Source organism: Streptomyces torulosus (genome assembly GCF_001419765.1).
Taxonomy (GTDB): domain Bacteria; phylum Actinomycetota; class Actinomycetes; order Streptomycetales; family Streptomycetaceae; genus Streptomyces; species Streptomyces torulosus.
The window spans coordinates 1-18,543 of sequence record NZ_LIRK01000047.1 but is presented as its reverse complement, the minus strand read 5'-3'; the positions used below and the strand labels follow the sequence as shown (position 1 = coordinate 18,543).

Annotated in this window: 17 protein-coding genes and 1 tRNA gene; 12 read left to right on the top strand and 6 right to left on the bottom strand. The window is 70.9% G+C overall.

Going from position 1 to position 18,543, the window contains the following annotated elements; all coding sequences use genetic code 11:
* The first annotated feature begins 297 nt into the window (after positions 1 to 297).
* Positions 298 to 1,050 (top strand): MBL fold metallo-hydrolase, encoded by a 753-nt coding sequence (locus AOK23_RS04730; RefSeq protein ID WP_055711476.1) that lies wholly within the window; start codon positions 298 to 300, stop codon positions 1,048 to 1,050.
* 94 nt (positions 1,051 to 1,144) lie between these two features.
* Here AOK23_RS04730 and AOK23_RS04725 read toward each other — a convergent pair whose 3' ends face one another.
* Positions 1,145 to 2,422 (bottom strand): PTS transporter subunit EIIC, encoded by a 1,278-nt coding sequence (locus AOK23_RS04725; RefSeq protein ID WP_055711475.1) that lies wholly within the window; start codon positions 2,420 to 2,422, stop codon positions 1,145 to 1,147.
* Between the two features lie 435 nt (positions 2,423 to 2,857).
* Here AOK23_RS04725 and AOK23_RS04720 point away from each other — a divergent pair, with 435 nt between their 5' ends.
* The 4 genes from AOK23_RS04720 (at position 2,858) to rdgB (ending at position 5,254) form a co-directional block, all read left to right on the top strand.
* Entirely contained in the window at positions 2,858 to 3,091 is a 234-nt protein-coding gene (locus AOK23_RS04720) for a PTS sugar transporter subunit IIB (RefSeq protein WP_055521371.1), read from the top strand.
* A 108-nt stretch (positions 3,092 to 3,199) separates the two neighbouring features.
* Positions 3,200 to 3,937: a ribonuclease PH gene (gene rph, locus AOK23_RS04715; protein WP_055711474.1), complete on the top strand. Its 738-nt coding sequence runs from the start codon at positions 3,200 to 3,202 to the stop codon at positions 3,935 to 3,937.
* 169 nt (positions 3,938 to 4,106) lie between these two features.
* Positions 4,107 to 4,505 (top strand): hypothetical protein, encoded by a 399-nt coding sequence (locus AOK23_RS04710; RefSeq protein ID WP_055711473.1) that lies wholly within the window; start codon positions 4,107 to 4,109, stop codon positions 4,503 to 4,505.
* A 146-nt stretch (positions 4,506 to 4,651) separates the two neighbouring features.
* Complete coding sequence (gene rdgB / locus AOK23_RS04705) at positions 4,652 to 5,254, top strand: RdgB/HAM1 family non-canonical purine NTP pyrophosphatase (protein ID WP_055711472.1); 603 nt, start codon at positions 4,652 to 4,654, stop codon at positions 5,252 to 5,254.
* A gap of 40 nt (positions 5,255 to 5,294) precedes the next feature.
* On the opposite strand, the gene AOK23_RS04700 is transcribed toward rdgB, so the two are convergent.
* From AOK23_RS04700 to bcp, 3 genes are all read right to left on the bottom strand, one after another.
* Positions 5,295 to 5,378: transfer RNA gene (locus AOK23_RS04700), tRNA-Leu, on the bottom strand.
* 32 nt (positions 5,379 to 5,410) lie between these two features.
* Complete coding sequence (locus AOK23_RS47660) at positions 5,411 to 6,448, bottom strand: HNH endonuclease (RefSeq protein ID WP_055711478.1); 1,038 nt, start codon at positions 6,446 to 6,448, stop codon at positions 5,411 to 5,413.
* Positions 6,449 to 6,592: 144 nt separating this feature from the next.
* Positions 6,593 to 7,060: a thioredoxin-dependent thiol peroxidase gene (bcp, locus tag AOK23_RS04690; RefSeq protein ID WP_055513298.1), complete on the bottom strand. Its 468-nt coding sequence runs from the start codon at positions 7,058 to 7,060 to the stop codon at positions 6,593 to 6,595.
* A 201-nt stretch (positions 7,061 to 7,261) separates the two neighbouring features.
* Between bcp and AOK23_RS04685 the strand changes: the two genes are divergently transcribed.
* Positions 7,262 to 7,591: a DUF3618 domain-containing protein gene (locus tag AOK23_RS04685; protein ID WP_055513296.1), complete on the top strand. Its 330-nt coding sequence runs from the start codon at positions 7,262 to 7,264 to the stop codon at positions 7,589 to 7,591.
* Positions 7,592 to 7,653: 62 nt separating this feature from the next.
* Positions 7,654 to 7,956, top strand: a complete 303-nt coding sequence (locus AOK23_RS04680) for a GroES family chaperonin (RefSeq protein ID WP_055513294.1) — start codon at positions 7,654 to 7,656, stop codon at positions 7,954 to 7,956.
* A 151-nt stretch (positions 7,957 to 8,107) separates the two neighbouring features.
* On the opposite strand, the gene AOK23_RS04675 is transcribed toward AOK23_RS04680, so the two are convergent.
* A complete protein-coding gene (locus AOK23_RS04675; protein WP_107102725.1) occupies positions 8,108 to 10,999 on the bottom strand; it encodes a transglycosylase domain-containing protein in 2,892 nt (963 codons plus the stop codon).
* Between the two features lie 1,069 nt (positions 11,000 to 12,068).
* Here AOK23_RS04675 and AOK23_RS04665 point away from each other — a divergent pair.
* Genes AOK23_RS04665 through AOK23_RS04650 form a run of 4 tightly spaced genes read left to right on the top strand, consistent with a single transcriptional unit; the run spans position 12,069 to position 15,492 of the window.
* The gene (locus AOK23_RS04665; protein WP_055711470.1) at positions 12,069 to 12,869 is read left to right on the top strand and encodes an ABC transporter permease; all 801 of its coding nucleotides are present in this window, start codon (positions 12,069 to 12,071) and stop codon (positions 12,867 to 12,869) included.
* Positions 12,870 to 12,885: 16 nt separating this feature from the next.
* Positions 12,886 to 13,740 (top strand): ABC transporter permease, encoded by an 855-nt coding sequence (locus AOK23_RS04660; protein WP_240496249.1) that lies wholly within the window; start codon positions 12,886 to 12,888, stop codon positions 13,738 to 13,740.
* A gap of 6 nt (positions 13,741 to 13,746) precedes the next feature.
* Positions 13,747 to 14,739 (top strand): ABC transporter ATP-binding protein, encoded by a 993-nt coding sequence (locus AOK23_RS04655; RefSeq protein ID WP_055711468.1) that lies wholly within the window; start codon positions 13,747 to 13,749, stop codon positions 14,737 to 14,739.
* A 33-nt stretch (positions 14,740 to 14,772) separates the two neighbouring features.
* Entirely contained in the window at positions 14,773 to 15,492 is a 720-nt protein-coding gene (locus AOK23_RS04650; protein ID WP_055711467.1) for a DUF1707 SHOCT-like domain-containing protein, read from the top strand.
* A 40-nt stretch (positions 15,493 to 15,532) separates the two neighbouring features.
* Here the strand turns inward: AOK23_RS04650 and AOK23_RS04645 are convergent, their stop codons facing one another.
* Positions 15,533 to 16,858, bottom strand: coding sequence for an SGNH/GDSL hydrolase family protein (locus AOK23_RS04645; RefSeq protein ID WP_055711466.1), 1,326 nt, complete (start codon positions 16,856 to 16,858; stop codon positions 15,533 to 15,535).
* Between the two features lie 219 nt (positions 16,859 to 17,077).
* Here AOK23_RS04645 and AOK23_RS04640 point away from each other — a divergent pair, with 219 nt between their 5' ends.
* Entirely contained in the window at positions 17,078 to 18,493 is a 1,416-nt protein-coding gene (locus AOK23_RS04640) for a DUF445 domain-containing protein (protein WP_420823687.1), read from the top strand.
* Positions 18,494 to 18,543: the final 50 nt, after the last annotated feature.

Here is an 18,543-nt window from a genome sequence, read left to right as displayed (position 1 = left end):
ACGCCCCTCGGCGCCCCCTCACCCCGGCTCACGCGCGGCCCAACGGCCCTACCACCAGCCGAACCGGTGACACCACAGGTGAGTTCGCCCACAACGGCCCCTGGCGGAGGAGCGACCCGTCCTTTTGCGCCTTACGCTCGACGGACCGCACCACCTCGTTGCACCCCCGTCCGTTCTTCGCAAGCCCGCTGACTGCACAACGTGGTCGGCGCGACCCGTTCGTACGTCACAACCGACAGACACGACCGACCAACACGACTGTCACGACTTCACGCCAGCGCGGAGGTTCCAGCTCTCATGAAGCTCACCGTCGTCGGCTGCTCGGGGTCGTTCCCCTCCGCGGAATCGGCCTGTTCGAGCTACCTCGTAGAGGCCGACGGCTTCCGGCTGCTTCTCGACATGGGCAACGGTGCCCTCGGCGAGCTGCAGCGCCACTGCGGTCTCTACGACCTCGACGCGATCTTTCTCAGCCATCTGCACGCCGACCACTGCATCGACATGTGCGCGTACTTCGTCGCACGCTACTACCGGCACGACGGCGGCCGCTGCGACCCCATCCCGGTCTACGGCCCCGAGGGCACCGAGCAGCGCCTGACCACGGCGTACGCCGACACCCCGTCCGCCTCCTCCATGAGCGAGGTCTTCGACTTCCACACGGTCAAGCCGAGCACCTTCGACATCGGCCCCTTCACCGTCCACACCGAACGGGTCGCCCACCCCGTGGAGGCGTACGGCATCCGCATCGAACACGACGGGCGGATCCTGACGTACTCCGGGGACACCGGTGTCACCGACACCCTGGACGAACTGGCCCGCGACGCCGATCTCTTCCTGTGCGAGGCCGCGTTCACCCACGGCAAGGAGAACATCCCGGACCTGCACCTCAACGGCCGCGAGGCCGGTGAGACGGCGGCCCGCGCCGGCGCCCGCCGCCTCGTGCTCACCCACATCCCGCCGTGGACGGACCCCCGGGTCAACCTCGACGACGCCCGCGCCGCGTACGACGGCCCCGTGGAGCTGGCCGTGCCCCGGACGTCGTACGAGATCTGACACCCGCACATACGCGAGAAGGCCCCCGGAGGATCGCGATGATCCCCGGGGGCCTTTCCGTGCGCGGAGCCGGTCCGCCGCTGTTCGGCCGCGGCTACTTGGCCTCCGCCTTCTGGAGCTCGGCCAGCTCCTCGTCGGACTCCCGGCCGGGCGTCGGCAGGTTGAAGCGGATGATCGCGAACCGGAAGACCACGTAGTACACCGCGCCGAAGCACAGGCCCACCAGGATCAGGGCCCAAGGCTTGGTGGCGATGCCCAGGTTGAGGCCGAAGTCGATCACGCCGGCCGAGAAACCGAAGCCGTCCTTCATGCCGAGTGCCCAGGTCAGGGCCATGGAGATACCTGTGAGCACGGCGTGGACCGCGTACAGGACGGGCGCGATGAACATGAACGTGAACTCGATCGGCTCGGTGACACCGGTCACGAACGAGGTCAGCGCGAGGGAGAACATCATGCCGCCGACGACCGCACGGCGCTCGGGGCGGGCCGTGTGGTAGATCGCGAGACAGACGGCCGGCAGGCCGAACATCATGATCGGGAAGAAGCCGGTCATGAACTGTCCGGCGGTCGGGTCACCGGCGAGGAAGCGCGCGATGTCACCGCTCTTGCCCTCGTACGAACCGGCCTGGAACCACGGGAACGAGTTCAGCAGGTGGTGCATGCCGATCGGGATCAGCGCGCGGTTGGCGACACCGAAGATGCCCGCGCCGACGGCGCCCGAACCGACCAGCCACTCACCGAAGTGGTGCAGACCCGCACCGAGGACCGGCCAGATGTAGCCGAACACGATGCCGATGAGCAGACCCGCGAAGGCGGACAGGATGGGCACCAGGCGACGGCCGCCGAAGAAGCCGGCCCAGTCGGGCAGCTTGGTGCGGTAGAAGCGCTGGTAGAGCAGTGCGACGACCAGCCCCATCACCACACCGCCGAGGACACCGGCGTTGACCGCCGCGTCCACCATCACGACCTTGCCGTCGACGACCGTGGCCACCTGGGGGAGGTTGGAGTCGGTGAAGGTGGCCAGCACCTTCTGGAAGACGAGGTAGCCGACGACCGCGGCGAGTGCGGTCGAGCCGTCCGACTTCTTGGCGAAGCCGATCGCGATACCGACGGCGAACAGCAGCGGCATGTTGTCGAGGATGGCGCCGCCGCCGGCCGCCATGAAGCTCGCGAACTTGGTGATGAAGCCGGGGAGCGACTCGCTGCCCAGCATGTCCGTGGTGCCGAGCCGCACGAGCAGCGCGGCGGCCGGCAGGACGGCGACCGGCAGCATCAGGCTACGGCCGATGCGCTGCAGCACAGCCATGGTGCGGGAGCCCCAGGTCGGGCCCTTGTTGTCTGCGGCCGCGGGAGCGGCGCTGGCCGTGGTCACAACTTCCTCCAATAGGCAGGGCGCCGCCCAGGGACGGGAGTGTGGGGGAGGGCAGCACGGGAGAGGTCTACACCAGTCAGTGGTGTAGACCTGTTGTAGCACGCTGGGGGCGGGCCTAGGAACCCGCGATTCCCGTTTTATGCCTTCGTGATGTCACCCGGCCCGCCACCTGGTCGCCGCTCGGCGGCCGACTCGTCGTCGCTCGGCCGCAACGCGGTCGGCGCCCGGCTGCCGCCCGCCGCCGCCCGGCCCCCGTCGCGCCGTCGCTCGGTCGCCGTCCGGCATATGCCGCGCCGCGGCCCGGCCTTCGCTCGCCGTTGTCCGCCGTCGTCCGCTGTCGTCCGCTTGGCGGGGACCCGTTCGGTGGTGTAGACCAGTCGCGAACGATCCCGCACGGCAAAGCGGCTCAGATCAGCTATATCAGGGAGAATCGCCATGGCCAGTAAGGCTGAGAAGATCGTCGCCGGGCTCGGCGGCCTCGACAACATCGACGAGATCGAGGGCTGCATCACCCGGCTGCGCACCGAGGTCAACGACCCCTCCCTCGTGGACGAGGCCGCCCTCAAGGCCGCCGGCGCCCACGGCGTCGTCAAGATGGGCACCGCCGTGCAGGTCGTCATCGGCACCGACGCCGACCCGATCGCCGCGGAGATCGAGGACATGATGTGATCCACCGCTGATCCGGGACCCGCCCACGCCGGTCCCCGTCAGCCCACGCGCAGGGGCCCTCCGTATGCGGGAGCGGCCCCTTCCGCCACTGCGGCTAGGCTCATCGCCATGTCTCGAATCGACGGCCGCACGCCCGAACAGCTCCGCCCTGTCACCATCGAACGCGGCTGGAGCAAGCACGCCGAGGGCTCCGTCCTCATCTCCTTCGGCGACACCAAGGTCTTCTGCACCGCCTCCGTCACCGAAGGTGTCCCGCGCTGGCGCAAGGGCAGCGGCGAGGGCTGGGTCACCGCCGAGTACTCCATGCTGCCCCGCTCCACCAACACCCGCGGCGACCGCGAGTCCGTACGCGGCAAGATCGGCGGCCGTACCCACGAGATCTCCCGCCTCATCGGCCGCTCCCTGCGCGCCGTCATCGACTACAAGGCGCTCGGCGAGAACACCATCGTCCTCGACTGCGACGTCCTGCAGGCCGACGGTGGCACGCGCACGGCGGCGATCACCGGCGCGTACGTGGCGCTGGCCGACGCCGTCGCCTGGGCCCAGCGCAAGAAGCTCGTCAAGGCCGGCCGCCAGCCGCTGTCCGGCACCGTCAGCGCCGTCTCCGTGGGCATCGTCGGCGGCGTCCCGCTGCTCGACCTCTGCTACGAGGAAGACGTCAAGGCCGACACCGACATGAACGTCGTCTGCACCGGCGACGGCCGCTTCGTCGAGGTCCAGGGCACCGCCGAGGCCGAGCCCTTCGCCCGCGAGGAGCTCAACGCCCTGCTGGACCTGGCTGTCGCGGGCTGCACCGACCTGGCCGCCCTCCAGGGCAAGGCGCTCGACTCGGTCCTCGAAAGGTAAAGGGCACCCCAAGAAGACCGGCCGTCGGTCGCAACCACAGTGCACCCGTCGGCGTCCCTAGGAGTACGGGCGCACGGCACACCACCGTGCGCCCGGCCACACCGGCGCAAGCCGTACCCGCACCACCACCGGAGGCCGTCAGGCCTGCAACCAGTAGGAGGACCGTTCCATGGCCGCGAGCCGCCGACGTCGTACGACCGCCATCGCCGGAGCCGTTGCAGCCGTCGCGCTGACCGCCGGCCTCACCACCGGCTGCGACGCCGTGAACAAGGCCCTGGACTGCGTCCAGACCGCCGAGGCCATCACCAACAGCGTGTCCGACCTCCAGCAGGCCGTCGAGAACGCGTCCAACGACCCGTCGCAGCTGGAGGAGTCGCTCAACTCCATCGACGACAACCTCAAGGAGATCGGCGACAAGACCGACAACGCCGACGTCAACAAGGCCGTCGACGACCTCCAGAAGGCCGTGGAGAACGTCCAGACGTCCGTCAACAACGGCGACGCGACCCCCGACATCAGCGGGATCACGGACGCGGCCGGCGAACTGACGAAGGTCTGCACGTCGTAGGGCGACGAACAGCCCCGGCGGATGCCGGCCGGGGACAGGCGACCGGTGGCTGCCGACCCGCAGCCGCCGGCAGCCGACCGCGGACGGACGACCGGTGACCCATGACCCGTGACCGTCGGCGGGGCGGGCGCCGGGATACTGAGGGCATGACCCGCCTGATCCTCGCCACCCGCAACGCCGGAAAGATCACCGAGCTGAAGGCGATCCTCGCCGACGCAGGTCTGCCCCACGACCTCGTCGGCGCGGACGCCTACCCGGACATCCCCGACGTCAAGGAGACCGGCGTCACCTTCGCCGAGAACGCCCTGCTGAAGGCGCACGCCCTCGCGCAGGCCACCGGTCTCCCGGCCGTCGCCGACGACTCCGGACTCTGCGTGGACGTCCTCCACGGCGCCCCCGGCATCTTCTCCGCCCGCTGGGCCGGCCGGCACGGCGACGACCGCGCCAACCTCGAACTCCTCCTCGCCCAGCTCTCGGACATCGCCGAGGAGCACCGCGGCGCCCACTTCGCCTGCGCCGCCGCCCTCGCCCTGCCGGACGGCACGGAACGCGTCGTGGAGGGCCGACTGAGGGGCGTACTCCGCCACACCCCCACCGGCACGAACGGCTTCGGCTACGACCCGATCCTCCAGCCGGAGGGCGACACCCGCACCTGCGCCGAACTGACCGCCGAGGAAAAGAACGCGATCAGCCACCGCGGCAAGGCGTTCCGGGCACTGGTACCGGTGGTGAGGGAGCTGCTGGGCTGACGCGAGAGAGGACCGCCCGGCGGGCGGTCCTCTCTGTGTGTGCGGCCGGTGGGACTCGAACCCACACGGGTGTGAACCCACTGGGACCTAAACCCAGCATGACTGCCAATTCCATCACGGCCGCTCAAAACGGTCATCACGCTCGACCGGCGGCACTCAGTGTACGGGGCTGGCGGGCTGCCCTGCGAGGGGGACTCCGCTCTTCTGGCGACACCACGTTTCCGTCAGGGCATGGCAGTTGGGGCACAGGTAGCGCAGGTTCTCCCGGCGATTGTCCCGCCAGTTCCCGTTGACATGGTCGATCTGCAAGGTGATGGGGTGTCCCCGCCACTCCCCGGCATTACCGCACTCCACGCATGCGTAGGGCACCCCGATCTCGGCCAGAGCCTGGTGCAGGCGGGTCCTGTTCGTCCGTCCGGCTTGCTCGGGCAGGACTACCAGCACCCGAGGTGCGGTGGGTGCGGGCGCCGGGCGCTCGGGGCGTCCCCAGGACCGGCGCTTGAAGTGGCTGGTGTCGAGACCGAGGCGGGAGGCGGCGCGTCGTACACGTCGGTGATTCGTGTCGTTGATCTCCATGCCGAGACCGCGCATGACGTCGGCGTAACTGGTGGCCGTCCGTACCAGGTTCGTCAACTCGTCCTCGGGAATGGCTGTCCGTCGGTAAGAGAAGTGACCGATGTCGATGTGTTGGTCCGCCAGTATCCGACCCAACGTCGCCCGGGAGCGGCTGTCATCGGGAACGCCCAGCGTCCGTGCCAGGCCACGCAGGCTGGTGACTGCGGCCGCGGCCGTCCGAAGCTCTTCCTGGGTGAAGGGCAGGTCCAGTTCGGGCCGGTGAATGCCGGGGAAGTGACCGATGTCGATGCCGGCGGCGTGGATGCGGCGCCGGATGTGGGACAGAGTCCCTGTGGCCGGCGTGGCGCCGAGCTTCAGGGCTACTTCCCGAAGCGAGGACGATGACGCGGCGGCTTCCGCGATGGCGGCGTCGGGATACTTGCGCCAGGGGCTGCGTTTGGTGAAGTGGCTGGTGTCCAACCCGTGGCGGCTTACGTGCTCCTGCAGCACCCGCCGTTGGCCGCCACTCGGTTTGAGACCGAGCCGCCGCATCAGATCGACCCAGTTTCGGGCCGTGGCGACCTCCGGCTCAAGCCGTTCCCTGCTGTACGTGTCCGACCGTTTCGATGCGCCCGGCATGTCCACGCCCCCTCCGTTCCGACCACCTGTTCGTGGCCTCGTACGGAGTAACGAACCGCTGGGCGGGCAGTCACGGCGGCTGATGTGCGGAACGGCTCGTGCCGGGGGGTTACCGGTGCGAGCCGTTCTCGGGTGGTCGGTGGGTCAGATGCCCAGGTCCTTGATGATCTTCGCTACGTGGCCGGTCGCCTTCACGTTGTAGAGGGCTCGTTCGACCTTGCCCTCCTCGTCGACGACGATCGTCGAGCGGATGACGCCCGTGACGACCTTGCCGTAGAGCTTCTTCTCGCCGAAGGCGCCGTACGCCTCCAGGACCGCCTTGTCGGGGTCGCCGACGAGGGTGACCTTCAGGGACTCCTTCTCGCGGAACTTGGCCAGCTTCTCCGGCTTGTCGGGGGAGACGCCGATGACGTCGTACCCGGCGCCGGCCAGCAGGTCCAGGTTGTCGGTGAAGTCGCAGGCCTGCTTCGTGCAGCCGGGGGTCAGGGCGGCCGGGTAGAAGTAGACGATGACCTTGCGGCCCTTGTGGTCGGACAGGGACACCTCGTTGCCGTCGGCGTCCGGGAGGGTGAAGGCGGGGGCCACGTCCCCGGGCTGGAGTCGCTCGCTCATCGGACCAGCGTAGGGCCTGTCCGGCGGATCACGCCGACTGCGGGTCGCAGCTCCTGACGGCTTCCGGTGCGCGTGCCGGACTCCGCGGCCCAGGCGTGATCCGCTGGGCGGGCCCTTACCGTGGGCCCTGACGCCTCGGTGCCCGGCGGAGCTGACAGACTGTCCGCAAACAGTCAATGACGGACAGCGGGAGGCAGCGCGGTGGCGGACACCTCGGACACCAGAACCCCGGCCGAGATCGAGGCGGACATCAAGCGCCGCCGCGACACCCTCGCGGAGACGCTCGACGAGATCGGCGTCCGGGTGCACCCGAAGACCATTGTCGGTGACGCCCGGGCGAAGGTCGTCTCCAACATCGACCACACCCTCGGCAAGGCCTATGTCTCGGTCAACCGGGTGGTCAGCGATGCGAAGGGCCGGCTCGTCGACGAGGACGGGGCGCCCCGGCTGGAGCGCATCGTCCCGGTGGCGCTCGTCCTCGTCGGGGTCGTGGGGCTGCTCGCCCTCGGCACTCGACGCCGCAGGGGCTGACGAAGACAGGTAGGTTCGGGGGCGTGAGCGAGAAGAGCCAACACGACAAATTGCCCATCAGGATGCTGCACGACCGGGTGCTCGTGCGGCAGGACACCGCCGAGGGCGAGCGGCGTTCGGGCGGCGGCATCCTGATTCCCGCCACGGCGGCGGTCGGCCGGCGGCTCGCCTGGGCCGAGGTCGTCGCGGTCGGGCAGAACGTCCGGACGGTCGAGCCGGGCGACCGTGTCCTCTTCGACCCGGAGGACCGGGCCGAGGTCGAGGTCAGGGGCGTCGCGTACGTGCTGATGCGCGAGCGCGACCTGCACGCCGTGGCCGCGGACCGGTTCGAGGGCTCGGAGGACTCCACGGGCCTGTACCTGTAGCGCGACCCGGAGCGCACTCCGGCGGGTACCCCGCCGCACACGGGAGGGGGCTGGTGACCACGTCACCAGCCCCCTCCCGGCTTCACTCGCCGCCTCACTCGCCGCTTCAGCCGCGCGCTGCGCTATCGGTCCCGGTGGCCCGGGCCCGGCGTCAGGGGAACGTCCCCTCCGTCGTCCCGCCTCCGATGTCCGCGCCGCCGCCCCCGCCGTCGGCCGTTCCGCCGCCGTCCGTCCCGCCGCCGGTGGCGGCCCCGCCGTCCGCGGTGCCTCCGCCCCCGGTGGCCGCACCGCCGTCGGCGGTCCCGCCCCCGGTCGTGGGTCCGCCGCCGGTGGTCTCTTGGCCGCCGGTCGTCGTCGCGTCGCCGCCGCCCGTCGTGGCGCCCCCGTCGGTGGGGTCGCCCGTGGTGCCGCCGTCCGTCTGGCCCGCGGTCTCCTCGCCGCCCGTGGTGCCGCCGTCGTCCTCGTCACCGGTGGCGCCGGGCTCGTCCGGCGGGGTGCTCGGGGGCACCACGACCACGTCCGCGCCCTCCTGGAGCTCCAGGTCGAAGTCCTTGACCTTCTTGCCCTTCAGGGCCGTCTTGGTGAACTGCGCCCAGATCTCCGTGGGCGCCCCACCGCCGTTGATGCGCTGGAGGCCCATCGCGCCGTACAGCGGCTTGTGGACGCCCGTCTTGGGGTCCTGGCCCATCACGGAGACGACGGTGGCGAGGTCCGGGGTGTAGCCGGCGAACCAGGCCGCCTTGTCCTCCTCGGCCGTACCGGTCTTGCCGGCGGCCGGGTGGCCGGACGCCTGCGCGGCGGTGGCCGTACCGCCCTGGACCACGCTCCGCAGGACGGAGGTGGTGGTGTCGGCGGCCTGACGGCTGACGGCCTGCTGGGCATCCGTCGAGGGGAGCTTGATCTCCTCGCCGTCCTTGGTGATCCGCTCGATCATCGTGTACGTGCCGTGCCGGCCGTGGTTGGCGAGGGTGGCATACGCCTCCGCCATGTCGAGCACGCTCGCGGTCGCCGTGCCCAGCGCGATCGACGGGTACGGGTTCATGTCCGGGGTGTTCTTCGGCACGCCCAGGTCGATCGCGGTCTTCTCGACCTTCGCGGGGCCGACGTCGACGGCCATCTGCGCGTACACCGAGTTCACGGACTTGTCGGTGGCCTGGCGGACCGTGATGTTGCCGTAGTCGACGTAGTCCTCGTTCTCCGGGGCGTACTGCTCGCCGGGCCAGCCGACGACCGGGCGCTCGCTGGCACCGTCGTAGATGGTGTTCGGGGTGATCGCCTGGCCGGACTGGTTGTTGGAGTTGTTCTCCACGGCCGCGGTGAACACGAACGGCTTGAACGTCGAACCGACCTGGTAGTCACGCCGGGTGGCGTTGTTGACGTACTGCTTGAGGTAGTCGACGCCGCCGTACATCGCGATGACCTTGCCGGTCTTCGGGTCGATGGAGACACCGCCGGCGCGGACGTAGTTGTCGACCTTGCGGTTCTTCTTGTCGAGCTTGTCCATCAGGTTGTCGTCGACGGCCTTGATGAACGCGTCCTGCATCTTGGGCTGGATGGTGGTGGTGATGCGGTAGCCACCGCCGTTCTCCAGCGCCTTCTCGTCGATGATCTTGTGCTCGACGAGGTACGACTTGATGGCCTCGACCAGGTAGCCGCGCTGCCCGGAGAAGGCGGTGGACGTGGTGGTCTGCTTCGGCATGTCGAACTTCATGCCGGTGCGCTCGGACTGCTTGAGCCAGCCCTCCTTCACCATGCCGTCGAGGACGTAGTTCCAGCGGGCGACGGCCGCGTCCTTGTTCTCCGGGTGGGCGACGACGTCGTACATGCTCGGCGCGTTGACGAGCGCGGCGAGGTAGGCGCCCTGCTGGGGGGAGAGTTCGTCGGCGTCGACGCCGTAGTAGGCCTGGGCCGCCGCCTGGATGCCGTAGGCGTTGCGGCCGAAGAAGCTGGTGTTGAGGTAGCCCTCGAGGATCTCGTCCTTGGTGACCTCGCGGTCCAGCCTGATCGAGATGAAGAACTCCTTCACCTTGCGGGTGACGGTCTGGTCCTGCGCCAGGTAGTAGTTCTTCACGTACTGCTGGGTGATGGTCGAGCCGGACTGCTTGCCCTTGCCGCTCGCGGTGTTCCAGGCGGCGCGGATCATCGCCTTGAGGTCGATGGCCGGCTCGGAGTAGAAGTCGCGGTCCTCGGCGGCCAGTACGGCGTGCTGGGCGGCCTTGGAGACCTTCGACAGGGGGACGTTCTCGCGGTTGACCTCGCCGTCGCGGGCGATCTGGGTGCCGTCCGCGTACAGGTAGACGTTGCTCTGCTTGGTGGCGAGTTCCTGCGGCTTGGGGATGTGGACCAGGTTGTAGCCCAGCACGAAGGCGCCGATGATCAGCATGGTCACGATCACGAAGCTGCCGAGCACCATGCGCCAGGTCGGGAACAGCCGCCGCCACCCGGTCCGCTTGGGCCGCTTCGGCTTCTTGCCCTTGCCGCCGGCGGCCGGGGTGACATCGGGCGCGTCGGCGGGTGCGACAGCGGGAACGACGGCGGTCGCTGCGCCCCCACCGGCCCCCGCACCGGCCGCGCCTACCGCTCCTGCGGCTCCGGCTGCCGCGAGGCCGCTCGTGACACCGGTTTTGCCGGCACGCATCCCGTCGGCCGCCGCGGCCGCGCCGCCACCGACCGCGGCCGAAGCCGCGCCACCGGCTGCCGCAGCCCCGGCCGCCCCCGCCGCGCCGGCGGCCGCCGCGCCGCCGGGACGCTTGCCGCCGGGCTTCGCGCCCGCGCGCGTGACACCCAGGGTCATGGTCATCTCGGCGTCACCAGTCGCCGCCGGGCCTGGCTTGCCGCCGCCCGTGGAGCCGGGCTTGCCGCCGGGCTTCGCCGAGCCGGACTTCTCGGGGCGGGTGACGCTCAGGGGCATGGTCAGCTCGGCGTCACCGGCCGCCGACGGGCCCGGCTTGCCGCCGCCCGTGGAGCCGGGCTTGCCGCCGGGCTTCGCCGAGCCGGGCTTCGCCGAGCCGGGCTTCTCGGGGCGGGTGAGGCTCAGCGGCATGGTCAGCTCGGCGTCGCTCTCCGGAGCACCCGCCCCGCCGGAGGTCCGCGCGGCCGCGCCGCCGGACGCCGTCCCGGCGCTCGGCGAGAGCGACTTGCCCCCACCGGACGTGCCGCTCCGCTGGCCCGCCCCATGACCCTGGGCCCCCGAACCGGAGCCCCCGTCGGAGGAGCGCCCCGAGGGGCCGCCCTTCGCGGGGCCGGACGGCCCACCGGTCTGCCGACCGGTCCCGTCACCCGTCGCCGAGGACGGACGGCCGGACTGCCCATCGGTCGCCGCCGAGCCCTCGCCGCCGGATGCGGAGGTCGACCGACCACCGGTGCCGGTGCCAGTACCGGGCCTGTCGGCGGCCGGAGCCTCCGAGCCCGCGCCGGACCTGCCGCCGCTCGCCGCAGCCCCGTCGTCGGCCGCCGCACCGGGCCGCCCGCCCGAGGCCGAACCCGAGACCGAACCCGACCGTCCACCCGAACCCGAACCCGAACCCGAGGCCGAACCCGACCGTCCACCCGAGGCCGCACCCGCCCGTCCGCCGGACGTCCGGTCGGATGCGCCGCCGATCGGCTGGTTCGGCCGTCCCCCCGAAGGGCGGTCCGGGCCGTCGGCCGGGGTCGAGCCCGGTCGGTCGCCGGGGGACGAGCCGGGCCCGGTGCCGGTCGTCGGGGGCTCCGGGGGCGTGCCCGGGCGCGGCTCGGCGGGGTTCCGGGGCGTGCCCGGGGTCCGGCGCTCCGGTTCTCCCGGTGTCCGGCCCGGGCCGTTCCGCTTCGGCTGCGGCTCGTCGCTCATCGTGCTGCCGTGCTCCTGTTTCCGCGTCGTACGTTCATTTCCGTACGGCCTCGTACGCTTTGCGCCCGCTCCGGGCGAGTTCTGCACCCCTGAGTGAAGACACTCGTACCGGCTGATCCGTTCCCGGACACCGGCACGCGCCTCGTACGCCCCGGGAGCACCACCGCCCGGCCCGAAAACGCCTGGCACACCGATCCGGCCGCGGACTAGGCTTTCGCGCTTCGGCCCGGATCGGCCTCGGCCTCGGTCTTTCGCCTGACTCTTCGCAGCGGATGGGGGTTTCCTCGTGGGCACTGGGCGGTTGTACGCCGCCGTCGCCGCCGGTGGCTTCAGGCGGTACGCGACGTATCGGGTGGCCACCGCGGCGGGGGTGTTCACCAACACCGTCTTCGGCTTCATCCTCGCATACACCTACATCGCCCTCTGGCAGGAGAAGCCCCACCTCGGTGGCTACGACCAGGCGCAGGCGCTCACCTATGTGTGGGTGGGCCAGGCGATGTTCGCGGTCATGGTGCTGGGAAGCGCCGGCTTCGAGGAGGAGCTCATCGAGCGGATCCGTACGGGTGACATCGCGGTCGACCTGTACCGGCCCGCCGACCTCCAGTTGTGGTGGCTCGCCGCGGACCTGGGGCGGGCTCTGTTCCAGCTGCTCGGACGAGGTGTCGTTCCCATGCTGTGCGGTGCCCTGTTCTTCGATCTCGCGCTGCCGTCCAGTGCCCTGCCCTGGCTCGCCTGCCTCGTCGCGGTCGCCCTCGGGGCCCTCGTGAGCTTCGCGATCCGATACATCGTCGCCCTGTGGGCGTTCTGGCTCCTCGACGGCGCCGGAGCGATGCAGATCACCTGGCTCACGGGGGTCTTCTTCTCCGGCATGCTGCTGCCGCTGAACGTCTTCCCCGGTGCCCTCGGCGACCTCGCCCGCCTCCTGCCGTGGTCCGCGCTGCTCCAGGCGCCCGCCGACGTGCTGCTGGGCGAGGCCGACGTGTGGGGCACGTTCGCGTTCCAGGCGGGCTGGGCGGTAGTGCTGCTGGCGGTGGGGCGGCTGATCCAGTCGGCGGCGACGCGGAAGGTGGTGGTCCAGGGTGGCTGACGTCGACGAGCGCCCGGTGGCGAGGGTCACGGAGGAGCCGTTCGGTGCGTACGGCCCGTACAGCCGGCTCCGGGACGGGCTGCGCGCCTACCGCATGATCGCGGCCATGTGGATCCGCTCCACGATGGCGTACCGAGCCTCCTTCGTGATGACGGCCTTCGGCAACTTCGCCGCCACCGCCTTCGACTTCGTCGCGATCCTGCTGATGTTCTCCCAGGTCGACGAGTTGGGCGGCTTCACCCTGTCCGAGATCGCCCTGCTGTACGGCACGTCCGCGATCGCGTTCGGTCTCGCCGACCTGATGATCGGCTCCATGGACCGGCTCGGGCGCCGGGTCCGCGACGGCACGCTGGACACCCTTCTCGTCCGGCCCGCTCCGGTGCTGGCGCAGGTCGCCGCCGACAAGTTCGCGCTGCGGCGCCTCGGCCGGGTCACCCAGGGCGCCCTCATCCTCGGCTACGCGCTGGCCACGCTGGACATCGCCTGGACGCCGCTGAAGGTGCTGATGCTCCCGATGATGGTGGTCAGCGGCGGCTTCATCTTCGCGGCGGTGTTCGTCGGGGGCGCGGCCTTCCAGTTCGTCGCGCAGGACGCCTCCGAGGTGCAGAACGCCTTCACGTACGGCGGTGCCACGCTCCTGCAGTACCCGCCGGCCCTCTTCGCCAAGGACCTGCTGCGCGGTGTGACGTTCGTCCTGCCGCTGGCCTTCGTCAACTGGCTGCCCGGGCTGTACGTCCTGGGCCGCCCCTACCCGCTCGACGTGCCCCACTGGCTGGCGTTCGCGCCGCCGCTGGTGGCGGCGGCCTGCTGCGCGCTCGCCGGCGCGGCATGGCGGGCGGGGCTGCGTTCGTACCGGAGCACGGGGAGTTAGGGACACATGGACGAGCGGTTCATCGAACTCGACCGGGTCGAGAAGGTTTTCGACGTCCGGAGGAAGACCGGGTTCCTGCGGCGGGAGCGGCGTGAGGTGCGGGCCGTGGACTCGATCTCCTTCACCGTGCCGCGCGGCGAGATGGTCGGCTACATCGGCCCGAACGGCGCGGGGAAGTCCACGACCATCAAGATGCTGACGGGCATCCTGACGCCGAGCGGTGGCCGGGTGCGGGTCGCGGGCATCGACCCGTCCCGTGAACGGACGCGGCTGGCCCGCCGGATCGGTGTCGTCTTCGGGCAGCGCACCACCCTCTGGTGGGACCTGCCGCTCATCGACTCGTACCGGCTGATGCACCGCATGTACCGCATCCCCGACGCCCGTTACCGCGAGAACCTGGACCGCTGCGTCGAACTCCTCGAACTCGGTGACCTGCTGGACGTGCCCGTGCGGCAGCTCTCCCTCGGGCAGCGCATGCGCGGCGACATCGCGGCCGCGCTGCTGCACGACCCCGAGGTGCTGTATCTGGACGAGCCGACGATCGGGCTCGACGTCATCAGCAAGGCGAAGGTCCGCGCGTTCCTGAAGGACCTCAACACCGAGCGCGGCACGACCGTGCTGCTCACCACGCACGACCTCCAGGACATCGAGCAGCTGTGCCGCCGGGTGATGGTCATCGACCACGGCCGGCTGATGTACGACGGTCCGCTGACGGGGCTGCACGAGGTGGGGGAGAGCGAGCGGACCCTCGTCGTCGACCTGGAGCGCGAGCTGCCCCCGATCGAGGCGGCGCCCGCCCGTGTCGTACGGGTGGAGGGGCCCCGGCAGTGGCTGGCGTTCCCGGCGTCGGAGTCGGCGGCCCCGCTGGTGGCGCGGATCGCGTCGGAGTATCCGCTGGTGGACCTGTCGGTGCGGGAGCCGGACATCGAGGCGGTGATCGCCCAGATGTACGCGCAGCAGGCGGAGCGGGTGGGGGAGTCGGGGCAGTCGGTCTCGTAGCCGGGGGCCGAGGTTCCTCGTAGGCTGAGCCGTATGACGGACGATCTCCCGGACCTGCCGGCCGCCGCGGACCTCCGTGCCTCCGACGCCGACCGTGAACGGGTCGCCGAGCAGTTGCGGGACGCCCTCGCGGAGGGGCGGCTCGACATGGAGGAGTTCGGGGAGCGGCTGGACGCCACCTACCAGGCGCGCACCTATGGTGAGTTGGCGCCGATCACCCGTGATCTGCCGGGTGCCGGGACGGTGGCGCCACCGTCCGTCTCCCTGGTGAAGGGACCTGAGCAGAGCGGGAGTTGGGCGGAGCGGATCGTCGGCGGGCAGGGCTCGTCGACGTGGGGCGTGGCGGTGATGTCCGGCTTCGAGCGCAAGGGCCGCTGGACGGTGCCCGAGCGGTTCGACTGCTTCGCGTTCTGGGGCGGCGGTGAACTGGACCTCAGGGACGCGTACTTCGCGGAGCGTGAGGTCACCATCAACTGTGTGGCCGTCATGGGCGGGATCAATGTGATCGTGCCGCCCGGCGTCGAGGTCGTCGTCCGGGGCATCGGTGTGATGGGCGGCTTCGACCACCGCGAGGAGGGCGAACCGGGCGAGCCCGGCGCCCCTCGCGTGGTCATCACCGGGTTCGCCTTCTGGGGTGGCGTCGGCGTCGAGCGCAAGCTCCCCAAGGCCGAGCGGCAGCGGCTGAAGGAGGCCCGGCGGCAGGAACGACTGGAACGCCGCCAGGCCCGCCGCGAACTGGGCAGGGGCCACTGAGGCGGCCCGGCCGCCCCGTGGCCCCGACGGCCCGTCCGCCCTACAGGTCGGCCGGGACCGCGCCCTTCAGCGCCTTCAGGTCGAAGACCTGCCCCATCCGCTCGTAGCCCTTGTCGCTCGGGTGGAGGTGGTCGCCCGAGTCGTAGTCGGAGCGCAACCGACCGGGGGCGTAGGGGTCGCGGAGGGCCTTGTCGAAGTCGACGACCGCGTCGAAGACCCTGCCGGAGCGGATGCGGGCGTTGATGGCCTGGCGTACGGACTCGCGCTGGTCGGTGTAGCCGCGGTGGCCGCTGAACGGCATCAGCGTGGCGCCGACGACACGCAGACCGCGCGCGTGCGCCAGGTCTACGAGTCCGCGCAGGCCGGCGACGATCGTCTCGGGGTCGGCCTGGCCGGGGTTCTTCAGGATGTCGTTGACACCCAGGTCGACGACGACGGCCTTGACTCCGGTCCGGCCGAGCACGTCGCGCGGGAAGCGGGACAGGCCGCTGGGGTTGTCGGCGGGGCGGCCCCGCCCGTTGGCGAGGACCTGGTTGCCGCTGATGCCCTGGTTGACGACGGTGTAGCGGGGCACGCCGGAGGAGCCGGCGGCGGCCCGCAGCCGGTCGGAGAGGACGTCCGTCCAGCGGCGGTTCTCACCGACGGTCGAGGTGATGCCGTCGGTGAGCGAGTCGCCGAGGACCACGACGGTGCCCGCGGACTCCCTGCTCAGCACGTCCAGCGCGGTGACGTACCGCCAGTGCATGCTCTGCGTGGTGTACGGCGTCCCGGTGACGTCCGCCGCCTGGTCGCCCTCGGCGGTGTACGAGATCTGCCGGGCGTGCGCGTGGAAGGTCGTGGGCCCGGACGGGGTGGGCGAGTAGGTGGTGATCAGTACGTCGCTGTCGTGCGGGATCGCGATCGGTACGACATCGCTGACCACCTGCTGACCTGCGGCTATGACCACGGTCGTGCGTCCGCCGAAGGTGAGCCGGCGCATGGTGTCGGCCGCTGCCGCCGGGCTGTTCACCGCGGCGGCGACCGCGAGCGAGGCGTGGGTGACGGTCAGCGGCTGCTGGCCGTAGAGATTGGACAGCGTGACGCGGGCACTCGTACCCGCGGCGGAGCTGTGCACGACGTTGCGCACCGAGCGGCCGGCGAGGCCGTTCGTCTCGGTGCCCGGCTCGGATCCGCTCGGCGACGCCGACCAGGCGCCCACCCAGACCCCGGTGGAGGCGGGGGCGGCGGGATTGCGCGGTGCGCTGGCGAAGGTCTCCTGGTGCCGGCTGCCGTCGTCGATGCCGACTCCGACGTATATGGCCGCCGAGACGGCGACGATCAGGGCGGTCATGGCCGCCAGCAGTGCATAACCGTGACGCTTGGTCATGCGGTGTGTGGCTCCTCGGGCAGTGGAGCCCCGAGGCTCCGTGGTGATCACCCCATGATGCGGCATGGGATGGGGGCGGTCAGTGAGAACCCCCATCGGTTCCCCCGTCCGGACAGACGCGGGGAACTCCTGTCGCGTTCCAGGAGTACGTCATGCAGTAGGTCACCAAGGGACCGAGAAGGGGACAATGTGTACGGGGGACAGGGACGGGTGGAGTGAATGAACCGTACGAAACCGGAAGAGAACGGCACCCCGGGACAGCGTTCCCTCCCCGGTGGCCCCGGCAGCGAGGTGACGGATGCCACGCCAGGCGCGCGGGCCGCGGCGGACGCGCCCGGCGGATCCGGTGCGCCACGTGTGTCGCATCGCACGATGACCACGTTCAGCGCGGCCGACGAGGAGAAGCAACGGGGCGTCCGGCGGATGAAGCTGACCGCCGCCGGGCTGCTGCTGTTCGTGGCCGTGGTGTACATCCTGGCGAAGTGGGCCTCCCACGAGGGCGCGGGAGCCTGGGCGGGCTATGTCGCGGCGGCCGCGGAGGCGGGCATGGTGGGTGCGCTGGCGGACTGGTTCGCCGTGACCGCCCTGTTCCGGCACCCTCTCGGCCTGCCCATCCCGCACACCGCGATCATCCCCCGCAAGAAGGACCAACTGGGCGTCACTCTGGGTGAGTTCGTCGGGGAGAACTTCCTCTCCGAGGACGTCGTACGGCAGCGGCTGCGCGCCGTCGGCATCGGCAGCCGGCTCGGCGCGTGGCTCGCCGAGCCGCAGAACGCCGACCGGGTGACCGAGGAGTTGGCGACCGCGATGCGCGGCGCCCTCACCGTGCTGCGCGACGCCGATGTGCAGGCCGTCGTCGGGGAGGCCATCACCCGGCGGGCCAACAGCCAGGAGATCGGGCCCGGCATAGGGAAGATGCTGGAGCGGATCGTCACCGACGGCGGCCACCGGCGGGCCGTGGACCTGATCTGCGCCCGCGCCCAGAACTGGCTGATCCTCCACGACGACCAGGTCATGGACGCGGTCGAGGGCGGCGCCCCCGGCTGGACCCCACGCTTCGTCGACAAGCGGATCGGCGAGCGCGTCTACAAGGAACTGCTCCGATTCGTCTCCGAGATGCGGGACTCGCCCACGCACCCGGCGCGCGGCGCCCTGGACCGCTTCCTCACGGACTTCGCCCGGGACCTGCAGTCCGACACCGACACCCGCGCGCGGGTGGAGCGCCTGAAGGGCGAGGTGCTCGACCGGGGCGAGGTCCAGGACCTCATCGCCTCCGCCTGGACCGCCGTACGCTCCATGGTCGTGTCCGCGGCCGAGGACGAGCGCAGCGAACTACGGCTGCGGGTGCGGGCGTCACTGCTCTCCCTGGGCACGCGGATGGCCACCGAGCCGTCGGCGCAGGCCAAGGTCGACAAGTGGGTCGAGGGCGCCGCCGTCCACGTCGTCACCACCTACCGCAAGGAGATCACCTCCCTCATCACCGACACGGTCGCGGCGTGGGACCCCGAACACACGACGAAGAAGATCGAGGCCAACATCGGCCGCGACCTGCAGTTCATCCGCATCAACGGCACGGTGGTCGGTTCACTGGCCGGGCTGCTGATCTACACGGTGTCGCGGGCGCTGGGCGCCTAGGCACGGCCCAGGGGCCGGACGGGGGTGGCCCCGGCCGGCCGGGCGAGGTG